The organism is Methylobacillus draconifructus, from assembly GCF_045984355.1.
GTDB classification, from domain to species: domain Bacteria; phylum Pseudomonadota; class Gammaproteobacteria; order Burkholderiales; family Methylophilaceae; genus Methylobacillus; species Methylobacillus flagellatus_A.
Genome location: NZ_JBJQII010000001.1, coordinates 647,762 through 668,130 on the forward strand (window position 1 = coordinate 647,762; position 20,369 = coordinate 668,130).

Below are 20,369 nucleotides of genomic sequence, written 5' to 3' on the forward strand. Positions count from 1 at the left end.
CTTCCTTAAGATTCTGCCAGCACATTGGTTTTGCCGCGTTTTCGCATCAACATTTTCTCGAATTCCAACACCAGCATGAAGACAATACCGATCAATATGATCACGAGACCGTCTTTCCAGTCAATCGGCGCGCTAGCGAACAAGGCATGCAAGGGGGCGGCATAGGTGAAGGCCAATTGCGCCAAGATCACTACCGCAAGCGCGATCAGCAGTATCGGCGTGCCGACCAGCCCGCGCCAGCTGAACGACCGGGCATTGAGATAGCGCACATTAAACAAGTAGAAGATTTCCAGCACCACCAGGGTATTCACCACCATGGTGCGTGCCACTTCCTCGCCAAGTTCGCGCCGCATGGCATATTCGAAAATAATGAAAACGCCCATGGTGAACAAGACCGAGACAAAACCCACGCGCCAGAGCAGGAAAGGGGAAAGCAGGGCGGCATTGCGCGGGCGCGGCGGACGCTCCATGACGTCGGGCTCGGAAGGCTCGAACGCCAGCACCAGCCCCAGCGTCACCGTCAGCACCATGTTGATCCAGAGAATCTGTGCCGGCGTCATGGGCAAGGACATGCCCAGCAGCAGGGCCACCACCACCGCCAGCGCCTCGCCGCCGTTGGTCGGCAGTGTCCAGGCGATCACCTTGCGCACGTTGTCGTAGACCGTGCGTCCGGCATGCACCGCAGAGACGATGGTGGCGAAGTTGTCGTCCGCCAGCACCATTTCCGAGGCCTGCTTGGCCGCTTCCGTGCCTTTCTTGCCCATGGCGATGCCCACGTCGGCCTGCTTGAGGGAGGGCGCATCGTTGACGCCGTCTCCTGTCATGGCGACCACCTCGCCCTGTTGCTGCAAGGCCTTGACGATGCGCAGCTTGTGCTCGGGCGTGGTACGTGCAAACACGCTGGTTTTCGTCAGCACGGCGCTCAACTCCTCATCCGGCACCTTGTCGAGCTCGGCGCCGGTCATGACGCCCGGCTCATCCGCCAGGTGCAACTGCTTGGCGATCGCTTGCGCCGTGGCGGCATGGTCGCCCGTAATCATCTTGACCTTGACACCGGCGGAACGGCAGCTGGCTATGGCATCGAGCACCTCTTCTCGCGGCGGATCGATGAAGCCCATGACGCCCAGCAGTTCCAGGCTGCCCTCCACGTCCTTGAATTCGAGATGCTGCTTGCCGTCCTCGCAACGCTTGACGGCAAAGCCCAGTACGCGCTCGCCATGCTGTGCCGCCTCGCTGATGCGCTCCGCCCAGTACTCGTGGTCAGGCTGCCCGCACCTTTCCAGCACGCTTTCCGGCGCGCCCTTGATGAACATCCAGGTGCCGTGTTTCTCGTGATGGTGCAGCGTCGCCATGAACTTGTGCTTGCTGTCGAAAGGCACCTCGTCCAGCCGCTTCCAGGCGTTGCGCTCCTGCTGGACATCCTTGCCGGCCTTCATCGCCAGCGCCACCAGCGCGCCTTCCATCGGGTCGCCCAGGACATGCCATTGCCCGGACTCTTCCTCCAGCTTGGCATCGTTGCAAAGCAGGCCTGCCCGCACCAGGCCCTCCCACTCATGGTCTGACGCACCGTCCTGCGGCTTGATCTTGCCCTCGGGCACGTACCCCGTGCCTTCGACCAGATAATGCGCCTTGCCTGCCACCAGGCGCCTGACCGTCATTTCGTTGCGCGTGAGGGTGCCCGTCTTGTCGGAGCAGATCACCGAGGTGGCGCCCAACGTCTCCACCGCGGGCAGGCGGCGGATAATGGCGTTGTGCCTCGCCATGCGCTGCACGCCGATCGCCAGCGTGATGGTAATCACGGCAGGCAGGCCTTCGGGCACCAGCCCGACCGAGATCGCCACCACCACCATGAATCCGTCGATCCAGCTGTAGTTTTGCACCAGCTTGGCAAACGCGAGCAACGCCACGGCCAGGCTGAGGGCGAACCAGGTGAACAGGCGCCCGAAATGGTTGATTTGCTGCAAGAGGGGAGTCTCAAGGGTTTCCACCTTGGAAATCATGCTGCTGATGCGCCCGATTTCCGTCGCGCTGCCCGTTTCCACAATCACGGCACGGCCCTGGCCCGCCGCCACGATGGTGCCGGAATACAGCATGCAATGGCGGTCGCCCAGGTCGGCGTCCTCTGCCACGGCTTGCTCCTGCTTCTGGCTAGGGACCGATTCGCCGGTCAGGATGGCCTCCTCGCTGGAAAGCTGCCGCGCCTTGAGCAAACGCGCGTCCGCGGGCACGCTGTCTCCCGCCTCGAGCACGATCACGTCCCCGGGCACTAGGTCGGCCACGTCCAGGTGCTGGCGGTGTCCGTCCCGCAATGCAGTGACATGCGGCACCATCATGTTGCGTATGGCATCCAGCGCCTGTTCGGCCTTGCCCTCCTGGATATACCCGACAATCGCGTTGATCAGCACCACGGCGAGTATCACCGCCGAATCGACGGCGTGCTCAAGGAAGAATGCAATCACCGCCGCGGACAGCATGAAATAGATCAAGGCATTATTGAACTGGGACAGGAAGCGCATGACGGGATGCTGCCGGCGCGGGGCGGGCAGTTCGTTGCGCCCATGTTCCCGCAACCGCTTTTCGGCCTCGCTGCTGCTCAGGCCCTCTGGGCTGGACTGCACGCGCTCAAGCACTTCGCTCGACTTGAGGGCATGCCACGGCGGTGCGGCAACTGCATCATTCTGGCTGGATTGCGGCATGGGCAATGGCCTTTCAATGGTCGGTGTCTTTTTATTCTAAAAGGCTTTGCCGCGATCAGGCAAAACCATTTTTTAAATATGGCTTAATCAAGCATGTCGATTACACTCGCCATATTTCCTCCTGAATCCACAATGATGCGCGTCACCCGGCATCCGGATCTGCCCATCGCAACCCAATCCTCTCCTTTCAGGAGTGATTAGGCTAAAATAGACCTCTTGAATAAGAGCCTCTAACAAAACCCAGCGAAGTGATTCTGGTTAGGCGCTCCGCCGCAGACAGTACAAAGAGTACGGCAAGGCAGAGCAACAACGACAGAAGGGTTTTGTCAGCGGCTCAAACATCGGCCCGGCCAGTCATTGCCTGATTCGAGCCAGTTTATCCATCTGACAGGATCCGCCATGGAAACAATCAACCTCATGCCTCCCAGCGTACTCACCTTTGCCGCTACCGACCCGAGCAGCGGCGCAGGCCTGCAGGCAGATCTCTTGGCATTGGCCAGCATCGGCTGCCACCCCTTGTCTGTCGTCACGGCGGTCACCGTACAGGATACGGTAGGAGTGGAAAATGTCGTCCCCCTGGATGCGGAACTCATCAACGAACAAGCGCGTACCATCCTGGAAGATATGCAGATATCGGCCTTCAAGCTCGGCATGCTCGGCAGCGTGGAAAATATCGCCGTGATTGCCGAGATCGTCGCCGATTATCCCGATGTGCCGTTGCTGATAGACCCGATCCTGTCTTCGGGCCGTGGCGACGAGCTGGCCAACGAGGCAATGCAGGAAGCAATGATAGACTTGCTGTTCCCGCAGGCGACGCTGATCACGCCGAACAGCCTGGAAGCACGGCGGCTGGCATTCACCGGCGACTATACCGACGAAAGCGAGCACGCCTCTATCGAAGAGGTGGCGGAACGCCTGCTGGCGCTCGGGCCTGAATATGTCTTGATTACCGGCACGCATGAGCGCTCGCCGCAAGTCGTCAACAATCTTTACGGCTCGCAGAAGCTGTTGCGCTCCTATCCTTGCGAGCGCCTGCCGGGCAGTTATCACGGCTCCGGCTGCACGCTGGCCTCGGCGATCGCGGCCTGCCTGGCGCATGGGCTGGGCATGGAGGAAGCCATCGCGGAAGCGCAGGAATATACCTGGCACTCGCTGCGCCACGCCTTCCGTCCCGGCATGGGGCAATATATCCCCGACCGCTTGTTCTGGGCGCGCGAAGAGTCTGATGACGCGGAATAAGCTCCCGGCAATCCACGGACTGTATGCCATCACCCCGGATGAAACCGACACGCCCAGGCTGCTGACCATCAGCGAGGCTGCCCTCGCCGGGGGCGCCGGGGTGCTGCAATACCGCAACAAGCGAGTTTCGGGCGAACAGGCCTACGTCCAGGCCAGCGCGCTCCTGGCCTTGTGCCGCCGTTTCCAGGTGCCTCTGATCATCAACGATGACGTCCAGCTTGCCGCCGGGCTGGATGCGGACGGCGTGCACCTGGGCATAGACGACGGCGATATTGCCGCCGCACGGGCGGCATTGGGCCAACACAAGATCATCGGCGCCTCCTGCTACAACAACCTCGCCCTCGCCCGGCAGGCCGCCGGCCTGGGCGCGGATTACGTCGCCTTCGGCGCATGTTTTCCTTCCTCCACCAAGCCAAACGCGCCACGTGCCGACATCGCCCTGTTCGCCAGGGCGCATGAACTCGGGCTGCCAGTCGTTGCCATAGGGGGGATCAATCTGGAGAATGCCGCCAGCATCATCAGCGCGGGCGCCGATGCCGTCGCCGTGATCGGGGCATTGTGGAACACTCCCGACATCCAGGCACAAGCCAGTCAATTCAACCAACTTTTCAGTTAGAGCCAGGCCATGAGCAGAAACCAGCAATTATTCGAACAATCCCAAACCCTGATCCCGGGCGGCGTGAACTCGCCGGTGCGCGCTTTCGGCTCGGTAGGCGGCACGCCGGTGTTCTTCAAGCGCGGCCTTGGCTCGCGGCTATGGGACGAAGACGGCAAGGAATACATCGACTACGTTGGCTCCTGGGGGCCGATGATCCTCGGCCATGCGCAGCCCGACGTGGTTGCCGCCGTGCAGGCCGCCGCCGCCAACAGCCTGTCCTTCGGCGCGCCGACCGCGCTGGAACTGGAAATGGCGCAACTGATCACGCAGCTCGTCCCCAGCATGGAGCAAGTGCGGCTGGTCAGCTCGGGGACGGAAGCCACCATGAGCGCCATCCGACTGGCGCGCGGCTTCACCAGCCGCAGCAAGATACTCAAGTTCGAGGGCTGCTACCACGGCCATGCCGACTCCCTGCTGGTCAAGGCAGGTTCGGGAGCGCTCACTTTTGGCCAGCCCAGCTCTGCCGGCGTGCCGCCCGAGCTCGCCGCCCATACCTTGACCTTGCCCTACAACGATGTGCAGGCGCTAGAACAACGGTTCGCGGAACTAGGCAAGGAGATCGCCTGCGTCATCCTCGAGCCGGTGGCAGGCAACATGAACCTGGTGCGCCCCACGCCGGAATTTCTTGCCGCATTGCGCTCGCTCTGCACCCAATCCGGCACCCTGTTGATTTTTGACGAGGTCATGACCGGTTTCCGTGTCGCCTTGGGCGGCGCACAGCAATTGTTCGGCATCAAGCCCGACCTCACCACGCTCGGCAAGGTGATCGGCGGCGGCCTGCCAGTGGGCGCCTTCGGCGGCCGTGCCGACGTCATGGCCTTCCTCGCGCCCCTGGGACCGGTGTACCAAGCCGGCACCTTGTCCGGCAACCCGGTCGCCGTTGCCGCCGGCCTGGCGACATTGAAGCAATTGCAGCGGCCCGGCTTTCATGAAGCGCTTTCCGCGAAAACACGCCAACTCACCGACGGCCTGGCCCAGGCGGCACGCGATGCCGGCGTCACGTTCAGTGCACAAAGCGTCGGCGGCATGTTCGGCGTCTATTTCAGCGCCGAATGCCCCGCCAGCTTCGCCGAGGTGATGCAGGCGGACAAACACGCATTCAACCGCTTCTTCCACGGCATGCTGGAAGAGGGCGTTTACCTGGCGCCATCCGCTTTCGAAGCCGGTTTTGTCTCGATCGCACACAGCGAGGCGGATATCAACCAGACCATTGCCGCGGCAGAAAGCGTATTCAGCCAAATCAACGCCCAATGACCAACCGGCCGCGCATCTATATCACGGGTGCGTCATGTGCCGGCGTCACGACGCTGGGCGCTACGCTTGCACGGCAGTTAAGGCTGCCGCATATCGATGTGGACCAGTTCTACTGGCTGCCCACCGACCCGCCTTTTTCGCTCAAGCGCCCTCCGCAAGAGCGCGTCAGCCTGATCCGCGACGCATTGGGCGAGGATGGCTGGATCCTGGCCGGCTCGTTCGATGGCTGGGGCGACGCCCTGATCGAGCATGCCAGCCTGATCGTGTTTGTGGTCACGCCCCATGCGGTGCGCATGGACAGGCTAAGAAAGCGTGAAAAACAACGTTATGGAGAACGGATAGCGCCGGGCGGCGACATGTACGAGGCGCACCTTGCGTTTGCCGAATGGGCATCTCAGTACGAATCGCCCGGACCCGGCCATACCGGGCGGAATTTGGCGCGACATGAAAACTGGCTTGCACAGCAGTCATTGCCGGTCCTGCGCCTGGACGGCACCGACCATCCCGACCGCCTGGCGGCACAAGTCGTTTCCGCCTTGCCTGGGCATGAGCTCCATTAATAGCCCTTGCCTCGCTTATGCCGTTAGAATAAAGCCTTGATTGACAGGATCAGCCGTAATGACTTCACTGAAAAATGATGTTTTCCTCCGCGCACTGCAACGCCAGCGTACGCCTTACACCCCGGTCTGGATGATGCGCCAGGCAGGGCGTTACCTGCCGGAGTACCGCGAAACGCGCAAAAAAGCAGGCAGCTTCATGGACCTGTGCAAGAACACGGACCTGGCGACCGAAGTCACCCTGCAGCCGCTGGACCGCTTCCCGCTCGATGCCGCCATCCTGTTCTCGGATATCCTCACCATTCCCGATGCGATGGGCTTGGGGCTGTATTTCGAGGAAGGCGAAGGCCCCAAGTTCGAGCGCACATTGCGCGAGGAAAGCGACATCCGCAAGCTTGCCGTGCCGGACATCGGTAGCGAGCTTGGCTATGTCACCGACGCCGTGAGCCAGATCCGCCGCGCGCTTGACGGCCGCGTGCCCCTGATCGGCTTTTCCGGTAGCCCATGGACATTGGCGACTTATATGGTGGAAGGCCGCGGCGGCACCGATTTCCTCACCATCAAGCAGATGGCCTACGCCCGGCCGGACCTGCTGCACCATATCCTGTCGGTAACGGCCCAGGCCGTCACCGACTACCTCAATGCGCAGATTGCCGCCGGCGCGCAGGCCGTGATGATATTCGACTCGTGGGGCGGGGCGCTTTCCCACCATGCCTACCAGGAGTTCTCGCTGCAGTACATGAAGCAGATCGTCAGCGGATTGACCAAGGAAAACGAAGGCCGCGCCGTGCCCAGCATCGTGTTCACTAAGGGCGGCGGACTCTGGCTCGAATCCCAGGCGGAAACCGGCGCGGACGCACTGGGGCTGGATTGGACGGTCTCCCTGGGCGAAGCGCGCAAGCGCGTGGGCGGCAAAGTCGCCCTGCAAGGCAACATGGATCCCGCCATCCTGCTTTCCACCCCTGCAGCCGTGGAAAAGGAAGCCGCACGCATCCTCGCCGATTACGGCATAGGCAGCGGCCATGTCTTCAACCTCGGCCACGGCATCACGCAATTCACCCCGCCCGAGAATGCAGGGGCCATGATCAAGGCAGTGCATGCCATCAGCAGCAAATATCACCTGTAAGAGCCCATTAATACCCCATGGCCGCGATTGACAAAAAATGACATTCGCGGCCGCCATCTCCCGCAATATGGGAGTAAGATGAACTATTAACGCGTTTCGTTTGTCACGACTTCATAACAACAAGGAGATAAGCAAATGGGTTTGATTTCATTCATCAAGGACGCCGGCGAAAAGCTGTTTGGCACCCACCCCGCCGTCGAGTCAAAAACCGAAAATCCGGTAGCTTCCGCCAATGCCGAGGCCAGCAAGGCCATACTCAACTACATCCACAAAATGGAGCTTGACGCAGACGGCCTGCAGGTGGATTTCGACGGCGCCACGGGCAAGGTCACGGTCAGCGGCACTGCGGCCACCCAGGAGATCAAGGAAAAGATCCTGCTCTGTTGCGGCAACATCAACGGCGTCAGCGATGTCGTGGACAACCTCAAGGTCACTGCGGCAGAAACCGCCCCCGTGTTCTACACCGTGGTACGCGGCGATACCTTGTCCAAGATTGCCAAGGAGCACTACGGCAACGCCAATGCCTACATGAAGATTTTCGAGGCGAACAAGCCCATGCTGAACCATCCCGATAAAATCTATCCGGGCCAGACCCTACGTATCCCCCAATAACATCAACAGGAGATTCAGATGAAATTACTATCAACGTCCGTCCTTGCCATTTTCCTTGCCAGCCTGGCGCTGGGAGGTTGCAGCAACAAGGAAGAAGAGAATGTTGAAGCTGCCGCAGCGGAAGCCGTAGAGCAAGCCCAGGAGCATGCGGAACACGCTGCCGACAGGGCCGAGGAAGCGGTCGACGACGCAAAGGACGCTGCTGAAGACGCTATCGAGAAGGCGCGCGAAGCCGCTGCCGAGCATCAGGAAGAACATTCCGCCGAGCACTAACTCCCATCAATACCCGGGCCTGCGCCCGGGTATCTTCCTACAGATTTCTCACCTGGCACCTGCCTAATCAAAAAGCGGAGCGGATTAATCCGCCCTCTGCACGTATAGTGGCGCCGTTAATCACGGCGGCACGCTCGCTGCAGACAAATGCCACGATGTCGCCGATTTCCGCCGGGTCGATCAACCTGCCGATCAACGAAGTGGGGCGGTTCTCGCTGATGAATTTCTTTTCCGCTTCCTCCAGGCTGATGCCTGGATAAATATCCTGGATGAATTTCTCCACGCCCTCAGTGCGGGTGGGGCCAGGCAGTACGGCATTCACCGTCACCGCCGTCTGTTTGGTCAACTCCGCCAGGGAGCGCGAAATCCCGAGTTGCATAGTTTTGGTAGCGCTGTAATGCGCCATTTCAGGGGCAGGCGTAACGCCGGACTCGCTCGAGATGAACACAATGCGCCCGGCCTTGTTTTCCAGCATCTTGCCTAGGTAGTGCCTGGCCAGCCTGACACCGCTCATGATGTTCACTTCGAACAAATGCTGCCAGGCAGCGTCGGTTTCGTCGAAAAAGCCAACCGCCTCGTAGATGCCCAGGTTGTTCACCAGGATATCGACTTGCGGAAATTGCGCCAGCGTCGTCTGCGTGCCTTCCACCGTGCCGTTATCCGCCGCCAGCCCCAGCAAATCAGCTTGTGGCACATCCCGCCTGACCTTGTCGATCGCCTTGTCCACGCTGGCCTGGCTGCGCCCGTTGATGATGACCCGCGCCCCTTCCCTTGCCAGCGATTTCGCTATTTCCAGGCCGATCCCGGCGGAGGATGCGGTCACAAGCGCCAATTTATTTTCCAGGTTGAGTTGCATGATGGCTCCTATGGATCAATGAATGGGGTCAAGTATGCACTCCATATACGGACTTGATAAGCAGTTCGCATGGAAGGTGATAAGTGCACTATTCCACAGTGCAAATATTACCCGGCTGGCATACGCCAAAGCACCTGCCAGTTTGCTAACTCCTGCAATTTGCAGCTAGACAGTGTCTAACTTCTCAGAAGCAGTCCTACATCAAGATCAGCCTGATACCGATACGGCGGCCATATTCCAGTGGTTAACCTTGCTTTCATCCAAGCTCAACATCAAGAGGATAACAATATGAAGCTCGCCAATCTATTCAGCGCTATTTCCCTACTCACTGTCAGTACTTTGCTGGTCAGCACCCCCGCGATGGCGGATAAAGAATTCGTCGGCCGTATCGACGCGCGTCCAGCCGGCAACCTGGGTATCTGGACGATCAGCGGGCAACAGGTGGAAGTCACCGAGAAGACCGATATCGATCCCGATCAAGGCCCGTTGGTAGTAGGCGCCTGTGTCGAGGTAGAGCATGACAAGGGCGTGGTATCCGAGATCGAAACCGTCAAGCCTGAAAAATGCGGCAAGAACTAAACACGGCGTTGCCGCAGCAGCTCGCGTTTAAGGTTGGCGAAGTATTCATCCTGGTCCGCCTGTCCCAGGCTAAGGTAGAAGGCGTGCAGGTTTTTGGCAGCCAGGAAGCTGCCCCTGCCGACTACTGTGCTGTTGAGGGCGGGGTTGTCGCCGATTTCCAGGCATCGTTCCCAGCTTGAGGCAATCATTGGCAGCAGGGCCTCGGCTTGCGAAGGATCGGCAATTGCCCAGTCCAGCAGGACGTCGCCGAGCGCAAAGAAAAAGTCGGGCGAATGCTGCCAATGCGGCATCTCGGCCTCAGCCAGGTCGACAGACTGACTGAAACGGCCTGCCTTCTTCAGGCTGAACAGGCAGCGCACCACTAGGTCGTGCCGCCAGGTGGCATTGGCGCCGGTATGCAGCAACGCCTTCTCGTAAAACGGCACCGCCTCGGCAAAACGCGCATAGATTTCCAGCTCCTTGCCTAGCTGGTAATTGAGGTAGGCATCCTCCGGGTTCGATGCCAGTTCCAACCGCAGCAAAGCCTCGTTGCGCCCTTGCTTGGTCGCCTTGTGCTGCTCCAAATAGCCGTCATGTCCGACGACCAGAGCCAGTTGCCGTCTCGGCATACCGGGACAGACGGGCTGCTCATGAATACGCCCAACATAGCGCACGTGGCGCGGCAGGATGCGGGATATCCATCTGCTGGAAACCTGTAGCTCCCCGTCCACCTCGGCCTCATCGTCACGGCGCAATATACCGATCATCTCCTCGTTGCAATACCGCAATGCGGTCAATGCATCGCCGCCGGAGACAATCCACTCGTCCGCGTCCCAATCAGCGCTGGATAATTCCAACGCCGCGTTCCTGGCGGTGGCAAAATCGGCGTACCAAGGGCTATGCGCTTGCTGGACACGGGCTAGAACTCCTGCGGGTCCACGTCCACCGCCCAGCGTATCTTGTTGCCGAGCGGATGCGCGCGCAATTGCGGTGTGAGCTGTCTCAGGACCAATTGCAGGGCCTGCCTGGTTGCCGCCTGGAACAGCAACTGCCCGCGCTCCATGCCTTTCAGGCGCTCCATCTGCGGCCTAACCGGGTCGTACACCAGCGCGTCGGTGCCCAGCTCGCGTGCGGCATCGGCAGCATATTGCAGGAAGCGTTGCACAGGGCCGTATTCGTTGGCCTCAGCCTTGATCAAGGCCAGGAACTCGTAGGGCGGGAACTGGGCGACTTCGCGCTCCTGCAACAGGCCGGCGGCATAAGCTGCGTAATCCTGAGCGCGCAAGGCATTGAACAATTGGTGCTCCGGGAAGGTGGTCTGGATCAAAACCTCGCCCGGCTTATCCGCCCGGCCCGCACGCCCTGCGACCTGCATGAGCTGGGCGAACAGGCGCTCGGCGGCGCGGAAATCCGGGCTGAACAGGGCGCTGTCGGTATCGAGCACGCCCACCAGCGTCAGGTTGGGGAAATCATGGCCTTTCGCCAGCATTTGCGTCCCCACCAGGATATCCACTTCTCCCGCATGCACTGCGGACAGCATCTCACTCAAGGCATTTTTGCGCCTTGTACTGTCGCGGTCCACCCGCAATACGCGCGCATCGGGCAGCAGCTTGGCCAGGGTTTCCTCCAGCCGCTGCGTGCCGTTCCCGGTGGGGTGCAAGTCGGCATTGCCGCAACTCGGGCATTGCCGCACGATTTTTTGTTCGTGGCCGCAATGATGGCAACGCAGGAAACCCTGGCGCAGGTGAACCACCAGCCTGCTGCTGCAGCGCATGCAGGGCGCGATCCAATGGCAGGCGTTGCACAGCAGCACGGGCGCATAACCGCGGCGGTTGATGAAGAGCAGGCTCTGCTCGCCGCGCTCCAGGCGGGCTTTCAATGCTTTTATCAGCTGCGGCGACAAGCCTTCCTGCATCTGCACGCGGGAAACGTCCACGCAATTCACCCGCGGCAGCTGCGACTGGCTCACCGCCCGCTGCTGCATGCCGAGCAGGCCGTAGCGCCCGCTTTGGGCGTTATGCCAGGTTTCCAGCGCCGGAGTGGCCGAACCCAGCACGATGGGGATATTGCGGCGTTGCGCGCGCACCAGCGCCACATCGCGGGCATGGTAGCGCATGCTGTCCTGCTGCTTGTAGGAAGTGTCGTGCTCCTCGTCTACGATCATGAACTTGAGCCCGGGTAGAGGAGTAAAGACCGACAGGCGGGTACCGATCACGATACGTGCGGCGCCTGTTTGCGCCAGCCGCCAGTTTTGCAAGCGCTCACTTTCGCTGAGATTGCTGTGCAGCGTGACCAACGGATATTGCGGCAACCGGGTGCGGAACCGCGCCTCCAGCTGTGGCGTGAGGTTGATTTCCGGCACCAGCACCAGCGCCTGGTCGTGATTGCCCTCCAGCACCGCCTGCAGGAGGCGGATGTAGACCTCGGTCTTGCCGCTGCCGGTGATACCGTGCAGCAGCCATGGCTTGAACGTGTCCCGCTGCTGCAGGATGCTGTGCACGGCATGGGATTGTTCGTCGTTCAGTTCGGGCTGCACGTTGGAAGCGTGCAATGTCGAACTCAAGCCTGCATAGACTTGCTCTTCCTCTATCCAGCCCTGTTCGCGCAGGGCCGTCAGCCCCTTGCGCCAACCCGGGCTGAGTGCCGCCAGCTCCGCCTCGTTCAGGCGGCCATGCTCGCGCAATGCTGTGAAAATACGGCGCTGGACCGTTTGGCGGGCCGGGATGGACGCTACGTCGGCGGCCTGACCGGCCGCGTTGAGCCAATAGCGGAACTGCTGCCTCGCCTGCGCCGGCTCGGTCTGCCGCAGGCGCGCGGGCAGTGCCGAGAGCAAGGCCTGTCCGTAAGGGTATTGGTAGTAATCGGCGCAGAACTTCAGCAGCGAGAAGAATTCGCTGTCGAGCACGGGCTCGTGGTCGAAATGCCGGATGATGGACTTGAGCTTGGCCGGGGCGATATCGCTGGCGGAGGCAATATCGACCACCACGCCCACCTGCTTGCGCGGGCCGAATGGCACGACGACGCGCTGCCCAACCTGCACGGGCACATCGCTACGGTAATCGAACACGCCGTCCAGCGGGACATCCAGCGCGACTTTGAGGATATGCATATCGGAAGAATGCTGGCTCATGCCGTCTCCATCATCTGCCGTCCGCATGACGAAGTTCGACAATTGCATATCAGTGCAAGCTTGCAGTAGGTTAAAATAATGCTTTTATTCACGTTCGTCGCTCGCCTTGAAAGCACATCTTACCGAATTACTGCAGGTCGCCGCAAACAGCCTAGCTGCCGACGCGGGCACCAGCGCCATCCAGCTTGAGCGTCCCAAGAACACGCAGCATGGGGACTTTTCCACCAACCTCGCCATGACCCTGGCCAAGCCGTTGCGCCAGAATCCGCGCGCGATTGCCGAATCCCTGATCAAGGCATTGCCTGCTTCCGAATACGTCGCCAAGGTCGAGATCGCAGGCGCGGGCTTCATCAATTTCTACCTGAGCCCGGCTGCCAAGCAGGCGGTGGTGCGCGAAATCCAGCGCCAGGGCGCGCAATACGGCCGCAACGACGCAGGTCAGGCGCGCAAGGTGCAAGTGGAGTTCGTTTCCGCCAACCCGACCGGGCCGCTGCATGTCGGCCATGGGCGCGGCGCGGCAGTCGGCGACTGTCTCGCACGCCTGCTCGCCGCCAACGGCTGGGCGGTCACGCGCGAGTTCTATTACAACGATGCCGGCGCGCAGATCGACAACCTCACCATCTCCGTGCAATCGCGCTGCAAAGGCATCACGCCTGACGATGCCGCCTGGCCGGAAGACGGCTACCGCGGCGACTACATCGCCGATGTCGCGGCCGCCTACATGGCGAAGGAAACCGTCACCGCCGACGACCAGGCCGTCACGGGCAAGGGCGACGCCGAGGACGCCGAGGCGATCCGCCAGTTTGCCGTGGCCTACCTGCGCCACGAGCAGGATCTCGACCTCAAGGCGTTCAAGATCAATTTCGACGTGTTCTCGCTCGAATCCGCGCTCTATCGCGACGGCAAGGTGGAAAGCACTGTCGGCAACCTCGTCAAGAGCGGCCACACCTACGAGCAGGACGACGCCCTCTGGCTGCGCACTACCGATTTCGGCGACGACAAGGATCGCGTCATGCGCAAGCGCGAGGGCGGCTATACTTACTTCGTCCCCGACGTGGCCTACCACCTCGACAAATGGCAGCGCGGCTTTGAGCGCGTGATCAACGAGCAAGGCGCCGACCACCACAGCACCATCACCCGCGTGCGCGCCGGCTTGCAGGCGCTTGATGTCGGCATCCCCAAGGGCTGGCCGGAATACGTGCTGCACCAGATGGTCACCGTGATGCGCGGCGGCGAGGAGGTGAAAATTTCCAAGCGTGCCGGCAGCTACGTCACGCTGCGCGACCTGATCGAGGAAGTCGGCTGCGATGCCACGCGCTACTTCCTGGCCGCGCGCCGCGCCGATTCGCAACTGGTGTTCGACATCGACCTCGCCCGCGCCCAGAGCAACGACAACCCGGTCTATTACATCCAGTATGCCCATGCGCGCATCTGCAGCGTATTGAACGAATGGGGCGGCGACATCGCCAGCCTGGCCCAGGCCGACCTCAGCCCGCTGGATACCGAGCACGAAGCCGTGCTGATGCAGCGCCTGGGCGAGTTTCCCGAGCTGGTTGCCAATGCCGCGCAGGAACTGGCGCCGCACATGGTGGCAACCTATCTCAAGGATCTTGCCGGCGACCTGCACAGTTATTACAACGCGCATAAATTCCTGGTGGAAAACGCCGATATCACTGCAGCGCGCATGGCACTGGTCAGCGCTACGCGCCAGGTGCTGCGCAACGGCCTGGAACTGCTCGGCGTGAGCGCGCCAGAAAAAATGTAATCGAACATGTAAACTTCAAGCATTGCTTAAGAATTGATTGTTGACGGGGAACCATCGCAACCTGAGTCAAGTCGCTAGGCAGGCCTCCATGCAAGGCCTGCCAGGACGTGAATGAAAGAGGAAGAGGAATTATCGTGAGTCGAGATTACAAGCCAGCACAGCGCAAATCGAGCTCCGGCGGCAACAGCAAAGGCAGCCCGTTTTTCACCGGCTTGCTGGTCGGCCTGCTATTGGGTGTCGGCATTTCCGTCGGCGTCGCCATCGTCGTCATGAAGAGCGACAGCCCGTTCTCGGACAAGGCAGGCAAGCCCAAGCTGGAACCTGGCGAAATCGCATTGCCCAAGCCGGAAAGCAAGCCAGCCAATGAAGCCGGCAATGGACAATCCGCCAGCGAAAAGCCGCGTTTCGATTTCTACACCATCCTGCCTGGCACCGAAAGCCAGGTAACGGAGCAGGAAATCAAGCAGAAGGAGGCCGACCCGGCCCCCGCGCAAACGCAGGAAAGCTATTTCCTGCAGGTCGGGGCGTTCCAGACCGAGCAAGAGGCCGACAACATGAAGGCCAAGCTGGCCTTGCTGGGGCAAGAAGCCATCGTGCAGACGGCCACGATTCCCGGCAAGGGCGTGTGGCATCGCGTGCGCGTAGGCCCGTTCGCCGACCTGAACCAAATCAATAGCGCCAAGTCTGATCTTGCGCAAAACGGCTTCAAGGCGGATCTGATCAAAGTGAATAGTCCTGGACAATAAGCGGACAATTAGCCAAGGTCATCCAGAACAATTTGCACAACGTTAACCACTTAAACTCGATCGTAAGGACATGATATGAAAAAGCTTCTCGCTGCCTTGATGCTGTTGGTATCTGCAACGGCCATGGCGGATCCGCAACTGGGTAACGAATTCAACCAGACAGCCAAGACCATCAAGACCGACAACCCGGCCAAGATCGAAGTGCTGGAAATTTTCTGGTACGGTTGCCCGCATTGCTACCACCTGGAACCAAGCCTGGCGACCTGGGTGAAGAAGCTGCCGCAGGATGTCTACTTCAAGCGCGTTCCCGGCGTCCCTCGTCCAGACTGGGCGCCTGCTGGCAAGGCGTTTTATGCGCTGGAAGCCCTCAACCTGACCGAGAAACTGCACAACCAGCTGTTCGACACCATCCACAAGGCTCGCACTGTGAACCCGACCGTGGAAGCGCAACTGATCGACTGGATCACCAAGCAAGGCGGACAGGACCGCAAAAAAGTGGAAGAAGCATTCAACTCATTCTCCACCAACAACAATGTCGTACGCGCGATGAACACCTTCCGCGATTCCGGCGCCACCGGCGTGCCTGCCATCATCATTGACGGCCGCTACATCACCTCCAGCTCCATGGCGGGTGGCAACCAGAACGTGCTCAAGGTAGCCGACTACCTCATCGAGAACGTGCGCAAGGAAAAGAGCGGCGGCGCCAAGTAATCTTCCGCCTGTCGCGATGCTGCACACATCCACACCCGCTGCCGGCCAGCGGGTTTTTATTACCGGTGCCTCCAGCGGTATCGGCCTGGCGCTTGCACGGCATTACCTCAGGCAGGGCGCCATCGTCGGCGTCACTGCCCGCAGATCGACCCTGCTGGAATCACTCGCCGCAGAATTTCCTGCCGCTCAATGCCTGCCCTACCAAGTAGATGTGCGTGACGCCCACGCCATGCAGGGTGCTGCCCGGGCGTTCATCCAGGCCGCGGGCGTGCCGCATATCGTCATCGCCAATGCAGGCGTCAGTTGCGGCACCCTGACCGCCGAGGCCGAAGATACCGCAGCGTTCCATACCGTGTTCGAGATCAACGTCTTCGGCATGGTGCATACCTTCCAACCATTTATTGCCGCCATGCGGGCATCCAGACTGCAAGGCCAGCTGGTCGGCATCGCCAGCGTCGCGGGCATACGCGGCCTGCCGGGGGCTGGCGCTTACAGCGCCTCGAAATCCGCCGCGATCACCTACCTCGAAAGCCTGCGTACCGAGATGCAGCACCACGGTATCGCCGTCACCACCATTGCCCCAGGCTACATCCGTACGCCAATGACCGATGTGAATGGCTACAGCATGCCGTTCCTCATGGACGTCGATATCGCCGCGGCAAAGTTTGCCCACGCCATCGCCCGGCGCAAGCGGTTTGTCGTCATCCCCTGGCAAATGGGCTGGGTAGCGCGCATCCTGCGCATCATCCCGCGATGGTTATGGGATAGGTTGACCAAAAACGCGCCGCACAAACCGCGCATTGGAATATGAACTGCATCACATGCCCCCATCAATTCACAAGTAAAATCTGGAATTCAATATTACTATCACTTTACGATAGTATCGCCATACGATACTATTAACGCATGGCGATACTATCCTTTAAATGTCGGGATACCGAATCCATATTTGACGGCAAGCGCACACGGCGTTTTGTCAATATCGAAACAGTAGCGCTACGCAAGCTGGCGATGCTCAACCGTGCCGCGCTACTCGAAGACTTACGGATTCCGCCAGGAAATCGACTCGAAGCCTTGGAAGGCGACCGGGCAGGCCAATATAGCATCCGCATCAACGACCAATGGCGCATATGCTTCGTATGGTCTGCCACAGGGCCAAAGGATGTCGAAATCGTCAATTACCATTGAAAGAAAGGAGTTCATCATGACACGTGAAGTCAAATGGCCGCACCCCGGCGAAATCCTGCTGCATGAATTCATCAAGCCGATGGGCATCACGCAATACCGGCTGGCAAAAGAAATTGGCGTGCCTCAACGCCGCATTGGCGACATCGTGGCGGGAACTCGCGCCATCTCTGTAGACACCGGGCTGCGGCTATCCAAGTTCTTTGGCACATCCGATGCATTCTGGATCGGCCTGCAATTCGATTACGATGCCATCATCGCAAAGGAACGCATGGCCGATGTACTGGAGCGCATCCGTAAATTTGAACCCGCGCGCGTTTAACCCGTTATGCCTTTGCCATTCGCCCGCAGCATACCCTGGCAGCGCTCATTACCATTTACAGCCTAATGACGAGATTCCGGGTCGAGCCCGGAATGACAAGTGAAACAGTCATTCCCGGTAAAAATTCTCTCTCTTTGTCATGCCGGATTCAATCCGGCATCTCCTCCTACGTTGCGTTCACCTCTATATTTCCAGCCATGCCTAGCCCGGCACAAAAGCCAAGATAGCCATCAACTACAAATCAATCCGCACCCGATGATCGACACGAACAATTACCGCACGGCACTCAGAACGACTTTTCCATCCTGATCCCGGCCTGTGTCCGGCGATAGGAGAAAAACAGCGGCAGCGTGCTTTCGGTGTCGTAATGTTGCACGTAAAGTGAAGGCTTGATGCCCTGCACCTGCAAGCCGGGGAAACCCAACGCCAGGCTGTAGAAATCCTCGGTATCCTTCCTTAACCCACCGAAAAGGGCGTTGTATTCGTCATATTTACGCCAGCGCCTGGATGCTGACATGGTCACGTCCAACCATGAGTTGAAGGTGTGGAATATACCCACCCGCACGCCGGAACGATGAAAGCTGGCAACCGGGAAATCCAGCTTGCGGCGAATGTAATCCACGCCGCCGAACAACAATGTTTTATTGGAAAGCGCATATAGCTGATTCAACGTCACCAGGTATTGCCGGGCGTCGTTATCCTTTTCCTCATCCCTCACGTAACGGATATCCTGCCAGTTGATGGTCAGGGTATTCTGCCAATTGGGCGTGATCTGGCTGCGCGCTTCGGCCATCAGTCCTCCCGCAGTGTAAAGCCTGCGGTTGCTTTGCCAATATGCCTCAAAGGTAGGCGCGATAAACAAGCGATGTTTGGGCGTGCGATAGGCATAACCCAGCGCTACATTCCATAGCCCGATGTTGTACAGATTATCCTGCGTATAGTCGGAACCATAGACGAGCGAACGGAACATCAGGCCATGGCGGCCTTTCAAGGGCGTGAACTTCTCCGCCGTCAACGTGTAATTCACCCCATGGCTCGGCAACGCCTTGGGCGCAGACCACCGGGCCGCGCATAGATCATTGCCGATTGAAAGCAGGCAGAGCGACGCGTCGGAAGTCAGGTTGATGTTGTCGTCCTTGAAATAATCCAGGGCCGCATAGAATTTCCACTCATTACGCTTTTCCAGCGCGTCCAGATATAAATTGATATTGCTCTGCACCGCCATTGGCAGGTCGGGCGTCAATACCGAAAGGAAAATCTGCTTGGCCTCTTTATCCTCGCTATTCTTGAACAAGGCCCGCGCATAATCCATTTTCCCCCGGGTAAATTGCGGCAGGTAGGACAACACGCGCTCATATTTCTCCAGCGCCAGAGGTAAATTGCCTTGGGCTTCGGCCAGGTTGGCTTCTACATAGGCTATCAAACTGGGATCGCGACGCGGCGAAACCAGGTAATGGCTCATGAGGCTCTTCACCCGCGGCCAATTCTGCTGATTGATCTGATTGAATATTTCCTGCTCCAATGCAGCGACGCTGCTCTGATCGTCATCCAATGTGAACACAGGCTCTGGCTGAATCAGCTCCTCAAGCGTGGGCTGGCCGCGACTGTTATCGAGCCGGTCACGCGCCTGGTCAATCAACTGCCACTGGTTGGAACTATTATCGAGAAAATCATTGGCCCATGATATGGACGACAAGCATAGGCAAATCAGGGAGGGGAAGAGGGCTTTCAAGTGCTAACCTCAGTCTGACGACATCGATGAAAAGTACAAGCCCGAAGGCTTGTACTTACACGACTAGAGAATCAATTAGCGAGTGCCAGCAAAACCGACGCTCTTGCTTGCATCTGTTGCATGGTCAGCCGTACCAGCCAATGCCTGGGCGCTGTTACCATAGAACAAACCATCAATGTAATAAGCATCACTATTGGCTGAGCCTGCAAACCTTGCAGTAGCTGTTGCCCCACTTCCTACAATGAATATATCAGTGCCACTATCCAATGTAATGGTAGTGTTTGCGCTAGCAATACTGCCTGTCAGTGTGCCGCTTGTTCCATTTGAAGCAAAATTGGCAGTCAATGTACCGGTATAAAATTCATTACCTTGGCCTACGCCACTGGTAGTGTAGTTATAAGAATTTCCTTTGACGGAATCCAAGCTTCGAGTCACATTGTCGCCCACCACATAAGCAGCATAGACAGGAACAGAAGAATTGGACGGTGAAACACCTTCCCATACTCCAAAATAGACCCTGTTGCTATCGCTACCGGTAACCCTGCCAAGAGCCCAAGTACCCATCCCTGCATGGCTGCCTGTGCCGCCGGAAATCGTGGCGATGCCATTGCTATCTATAGATGTACGCAGGGTGTCATACAAAACATGGGCATTAACAGCAAGACCGTTGCCAACCGAATAGACGCCGATGCCAGGCTCATTTGCAGCACCATGAGTAGGTCCTGTAAACACCGATGGGCCTATCTTCACCAAGCCACCATTTGTAGTAAAACCCTCTACATTTTCACCAGCTGCGAAGCTCACGCTGGAGACAGTTAATAAAACCAACGAAGCCAAAGATAACTTTTTCATCATTACTTCCTTTCCTAGTTTTATGTGGATAAATGCCTTTTCAAGTCAGGCGTAATCTGAAAAATAATTCTCATAATGATTTTTATTATTTTTTGTT

20 protein-coding genes are annotated in these 20,369 nt (G+C 59.0%); 14 read left to right on the forward strand and 6 right to left on the reverse strand.

Annotation, left to right across the window (positions count from 1 at the left end; genetic code table 11):
* Positions 1 to 5 precede the first annotated feature (5 nt).
* Positions 6 to 2,696: a cation-transporting P-type ATPase gene (locus ACJSDX_RS03005; RefSeq protein WP_407993426.1), complete on the reverse strand. Its 2,691-nt coding sequence runs from the start codon at positions 2,694 to 2,696 to the stop codon at positions 6 to 8.
* A 399-nt stretch (positions 2,697 to 3,095) separates the two neighbouring features.
* Between ACJSDX_RS03005 and thiD the strand changes: the two genes are divergently transcribed.
* The 7 genes from thiD to ACJSDX_RS03040 all read left to right on the forward strand — a co-directional run bounded on the left by thiD (position 3,096) and on the right by ACJSDX_RS03040 (position 8,415).
* Positions 3,096 to 3,935 (forward strand): bifunctional hydroxymethylpyrimidine kinase/phosphomethylpyrimidine kinase, encoded by an 840-nt coding sequence (gene thiD / locus ACJSDX_RS03010; RefSeq protein WP_407993427.1) that lies wholly within the window; start codon positions 3,096 to 3,098, stop codon positions 3,933 to 3,935.
* On the forward strand, positions 3,922 to 4,551 hold the full coding sequence (gene thiE, locus ACJSDX_RS03015; protein ID WP_407993428.1) for a thiamine phosphate synthase: 630 nt from the start codon (positions 3,922 to 3,924) through the stop codon (positions 4,549 to 4,551). The genes thiD and thiE overlap by 14 nt, the downstream gene beginning before the upstream one ends.
* 9 nt (positions 4,552 to 4,560) lie before the next feature.
* Entirely contained in the window at positions 4,561 to 5,847 is a 1,287-nt protein-coding gene (gene hemL / locus ACJSDX_RS03020) for a glutamate-1-semialdehyde 2,1-aminomutase (protein ID WP_407993429.1), read from the forward strand.
* The gene (locus ACJSDX_RS03025; protein ID WP_407993430.1) at positions 5,844 to 6,407 is read left to right on the forward strand and encodes an ATP-binding protein; all 564 of its coding nucleotides are present in this window, start codon (positions 5,844 to 5,846) and stop codon (positions 6,405 to 6,407) included. Before hemL ends, ACJSDX_RS03025 begins: the two co-directional genes overlap by 4 nt.
* Before the next feature lie 58 nt (positions 6,408 to 6,465).
* The gene (gene hemE / locus ACJSDX_RS03030; RefSeq protein ID WP_407993431.1) at positions 6,466 to 7,530 is read left to right on the forward strand and encodes a uroporphyrinogen decarboxylase; all 1,065 of its coding nucleotides are present in this window, start codon (positions 6,466 to 6,468) and stop codon (positions 7,528 to 7,530) included.
* 135 nt (positions 7,531 to 7,665) lie between these two features.
* Positions 7,666 to 8,142: a peptidoglycan-binding protein LysM gene (gene lysM, locus ACJSDX_RS03035; protein ID WP_309565922.1), complete on the forward strand. Its 477-nt coding sequence runs from the start codon at positions 7,666 to 7,668 to the stop codon at positions 8,140 to 8,142.
* An 18-nt stretch (positions 8,143 to 8,160) separates the two neighbouring features.
* Complete coding sequence (locus ACJSDX_RS03040) at positions 8,161 to 8,415, forward strand: hypothetical protein (protein ID WP_309565923.1); 255 nt, start codon at positions 8,161 to 8,163, stop codon at positions 8,413 to 8,415.
* A gap of 67 nt (positions 8,416 to 8,482) precedes the next feature.
* Here the strand turns inward: ACJSDX_RS03040 and ACJSDX_RS03045 are convergent, their stop codons facing one another.
* A complete protein-coding gene (locus ACJSDX_RS03045; protein WP_407993432.1) occupies positions 8,483 to 9,271 on the reverse strand; it encodes an SDR family NAD(P)-dependent oxidoreductase in 789 nt (262 codons plus the stop codon).
* 288 nt (positions 9,272 to 9,559) lie between these two features.
* Between ACJSDX_RS03045 and ACJSDX_RS03050 the strand changes: the two genes are divergently transcribed.
* On the forward strand, positions 9,560 to 9,850 hold the full coding sequence (locus ACJSDX_RS03050; protein WP_407993433.1) for a DUF5666 domain-containing protein: 291 nt from the start codon (positions 9,560 to 9,562) through the stop codon (positions 9,848 to 9,850).
* On the opposite strand, the gene ACJSDX_RS03055 is transcribed toward ACJSDX_RS03050, so the two are convergent.
* Both ACJSDX_RS03055 and ACJSDX_RS03060 read right to left on the reverse strand, forming a co-directional pair.
* On the reverse strand, positions 9,847 to 10,686 hold the full coding sequence (locus ACJSDX_RS03055; RefSeq protein WP_407993434.1) for a hypothetical protein: 840 nt from the start codon (positions 10,684 to 10,686) through the stop codon (positions 9,847 to 9,849). The genes ACJSDX_RS03050 and ACJSDX_RS03055 overlap by 4 nt on opposite strands.
* Before the next feature lie 62 nt (positions 10,687 to 10,748).
* Entirely contained in the window at positions 10,749 to 12,959 is a 2,211-nt protein-coding gene (locus ACJSDX_RS03060) for a primosomal protein N' (RefSeq protein WP_407993435.1), read from the reverse strand.
* A gap of 106 nt (positions 12,960 to 13,065) precedes the next feature.
* Between ACJSDX_RS03060 and argS the strand changes: the two genes are divergently transcribed.
* The 6 genes from argS to ACJSDX_RS03090 all read left to right on the forward strand — a co-directional run bounded on the left by argS (position 13,066) and on the right by ACJSDX_RS03090 (position 17,688).
* Positions 13,066 to 14,724 carry an arginine--tRNA ligase gene (gene argS, locus ACJSDX_RS03065; protein WP_407993436.1) on the forward strand — a complete coding sequence of 553 codons (1,659 nt, stop codon included), beginning with the start codon at positions 13,066 to 13,068 and terminating at the stop codon, positions 14,722 to 14,724.
* 134 nt (positions 14,725 to 14,858) lie between these two features.
* Entirely contained in the window at positions 14,859 to 15,470 is a 612-nt protein-coding gene (locus ACJSDX_RS03070; protein ID WP_407993437.1) for an SPOR domain-containing protein, read from the forward strand.
* A 75-nt stretch (positions 15,471 to 15,545) separates the two neighbouring features.
* Positions 15,546 to 16,181, forward strand: a complete 636-nt coding sequence (locus ACJSDX_RS03075; protein ID WP_407993438.1) for a thiol:disulfide interchange protein DsbA/DsbL — start codon at positions 15,546 to 15,548, stop codon at positions 16,179 to 16,181.
* Between the two features lie 16 nt (positions 16,182 to 16,197).
* Positions 16,198 to 16,992 carry an SDR family oxidoreductase gene (locus ACJSDX_RS03080; protein ID WP_407993439.1) on the forward strand — a complete coding sequence of 265 codons (795 nt, stop codon included), beginning with the start codon at positions 16,198 to 16,200 and terminating at the stop codon, positions 16,990 to 16,992.
* Positions 16,993 to 17,087: 95 nt separating this feature from the next.
* Positions 17,088 to 17,369 (forward strand): type II toxin-antitoxin system RelE/ParE family toxin, encoded by a 282-nt coding sequence (locus ACJSDX_RS03085; protein ID WP_407993440.1) that lies wholly within the window; start codon positions 17,088 to 17,090, stop codon positions 17,367 to 17,369.
* 16 nt (positions 17,370 to 17,385) lie between these two features.
* Complete coding sequence (locus ACJSDX_RS03090; protein ID WP_407993441.1) at positions 17,386 to 17,688, forward strand: HigA family addiction module antitoxin; 303 nt, start codon at positions 17,386 to 17,388, stop codon at positions 17,686 to 17,688.
* A gap of 286 nt (positions 17,689 to 17,974) precedes the next feature.
* Here ACJSDX_RS03090 and ACJSDX_RS03095 read toward each other — a convergent pair whose 3' ends face one another.
* Positions 17,975 to 19,384 (reverse strand): surface lipoprotein assembly modifier, encoded by a 1,410-nt coding sequence (locus tag ACJSDX_RS03095; protein WP_407993442.1) that lies wholly within the window; start codon positions 19,382 to 19,384, stop codon positions 17,975 to 17,977.
* Between the two features lie 111 nt (positions 19,385 to 19,495).
* Positions 19,496 to 20,275, reverse strand: coding sequence for a HupA family protein (locus tag ACJSDX_RS03100; protein ID WP_407993443.1), 780 nt, complete (start codon positions 20,273 to 20,275; stop codon positions 19,496 to 19,498).
* Positions 20,276 to 20,369 lie beyond the last annotated feature (94 nt).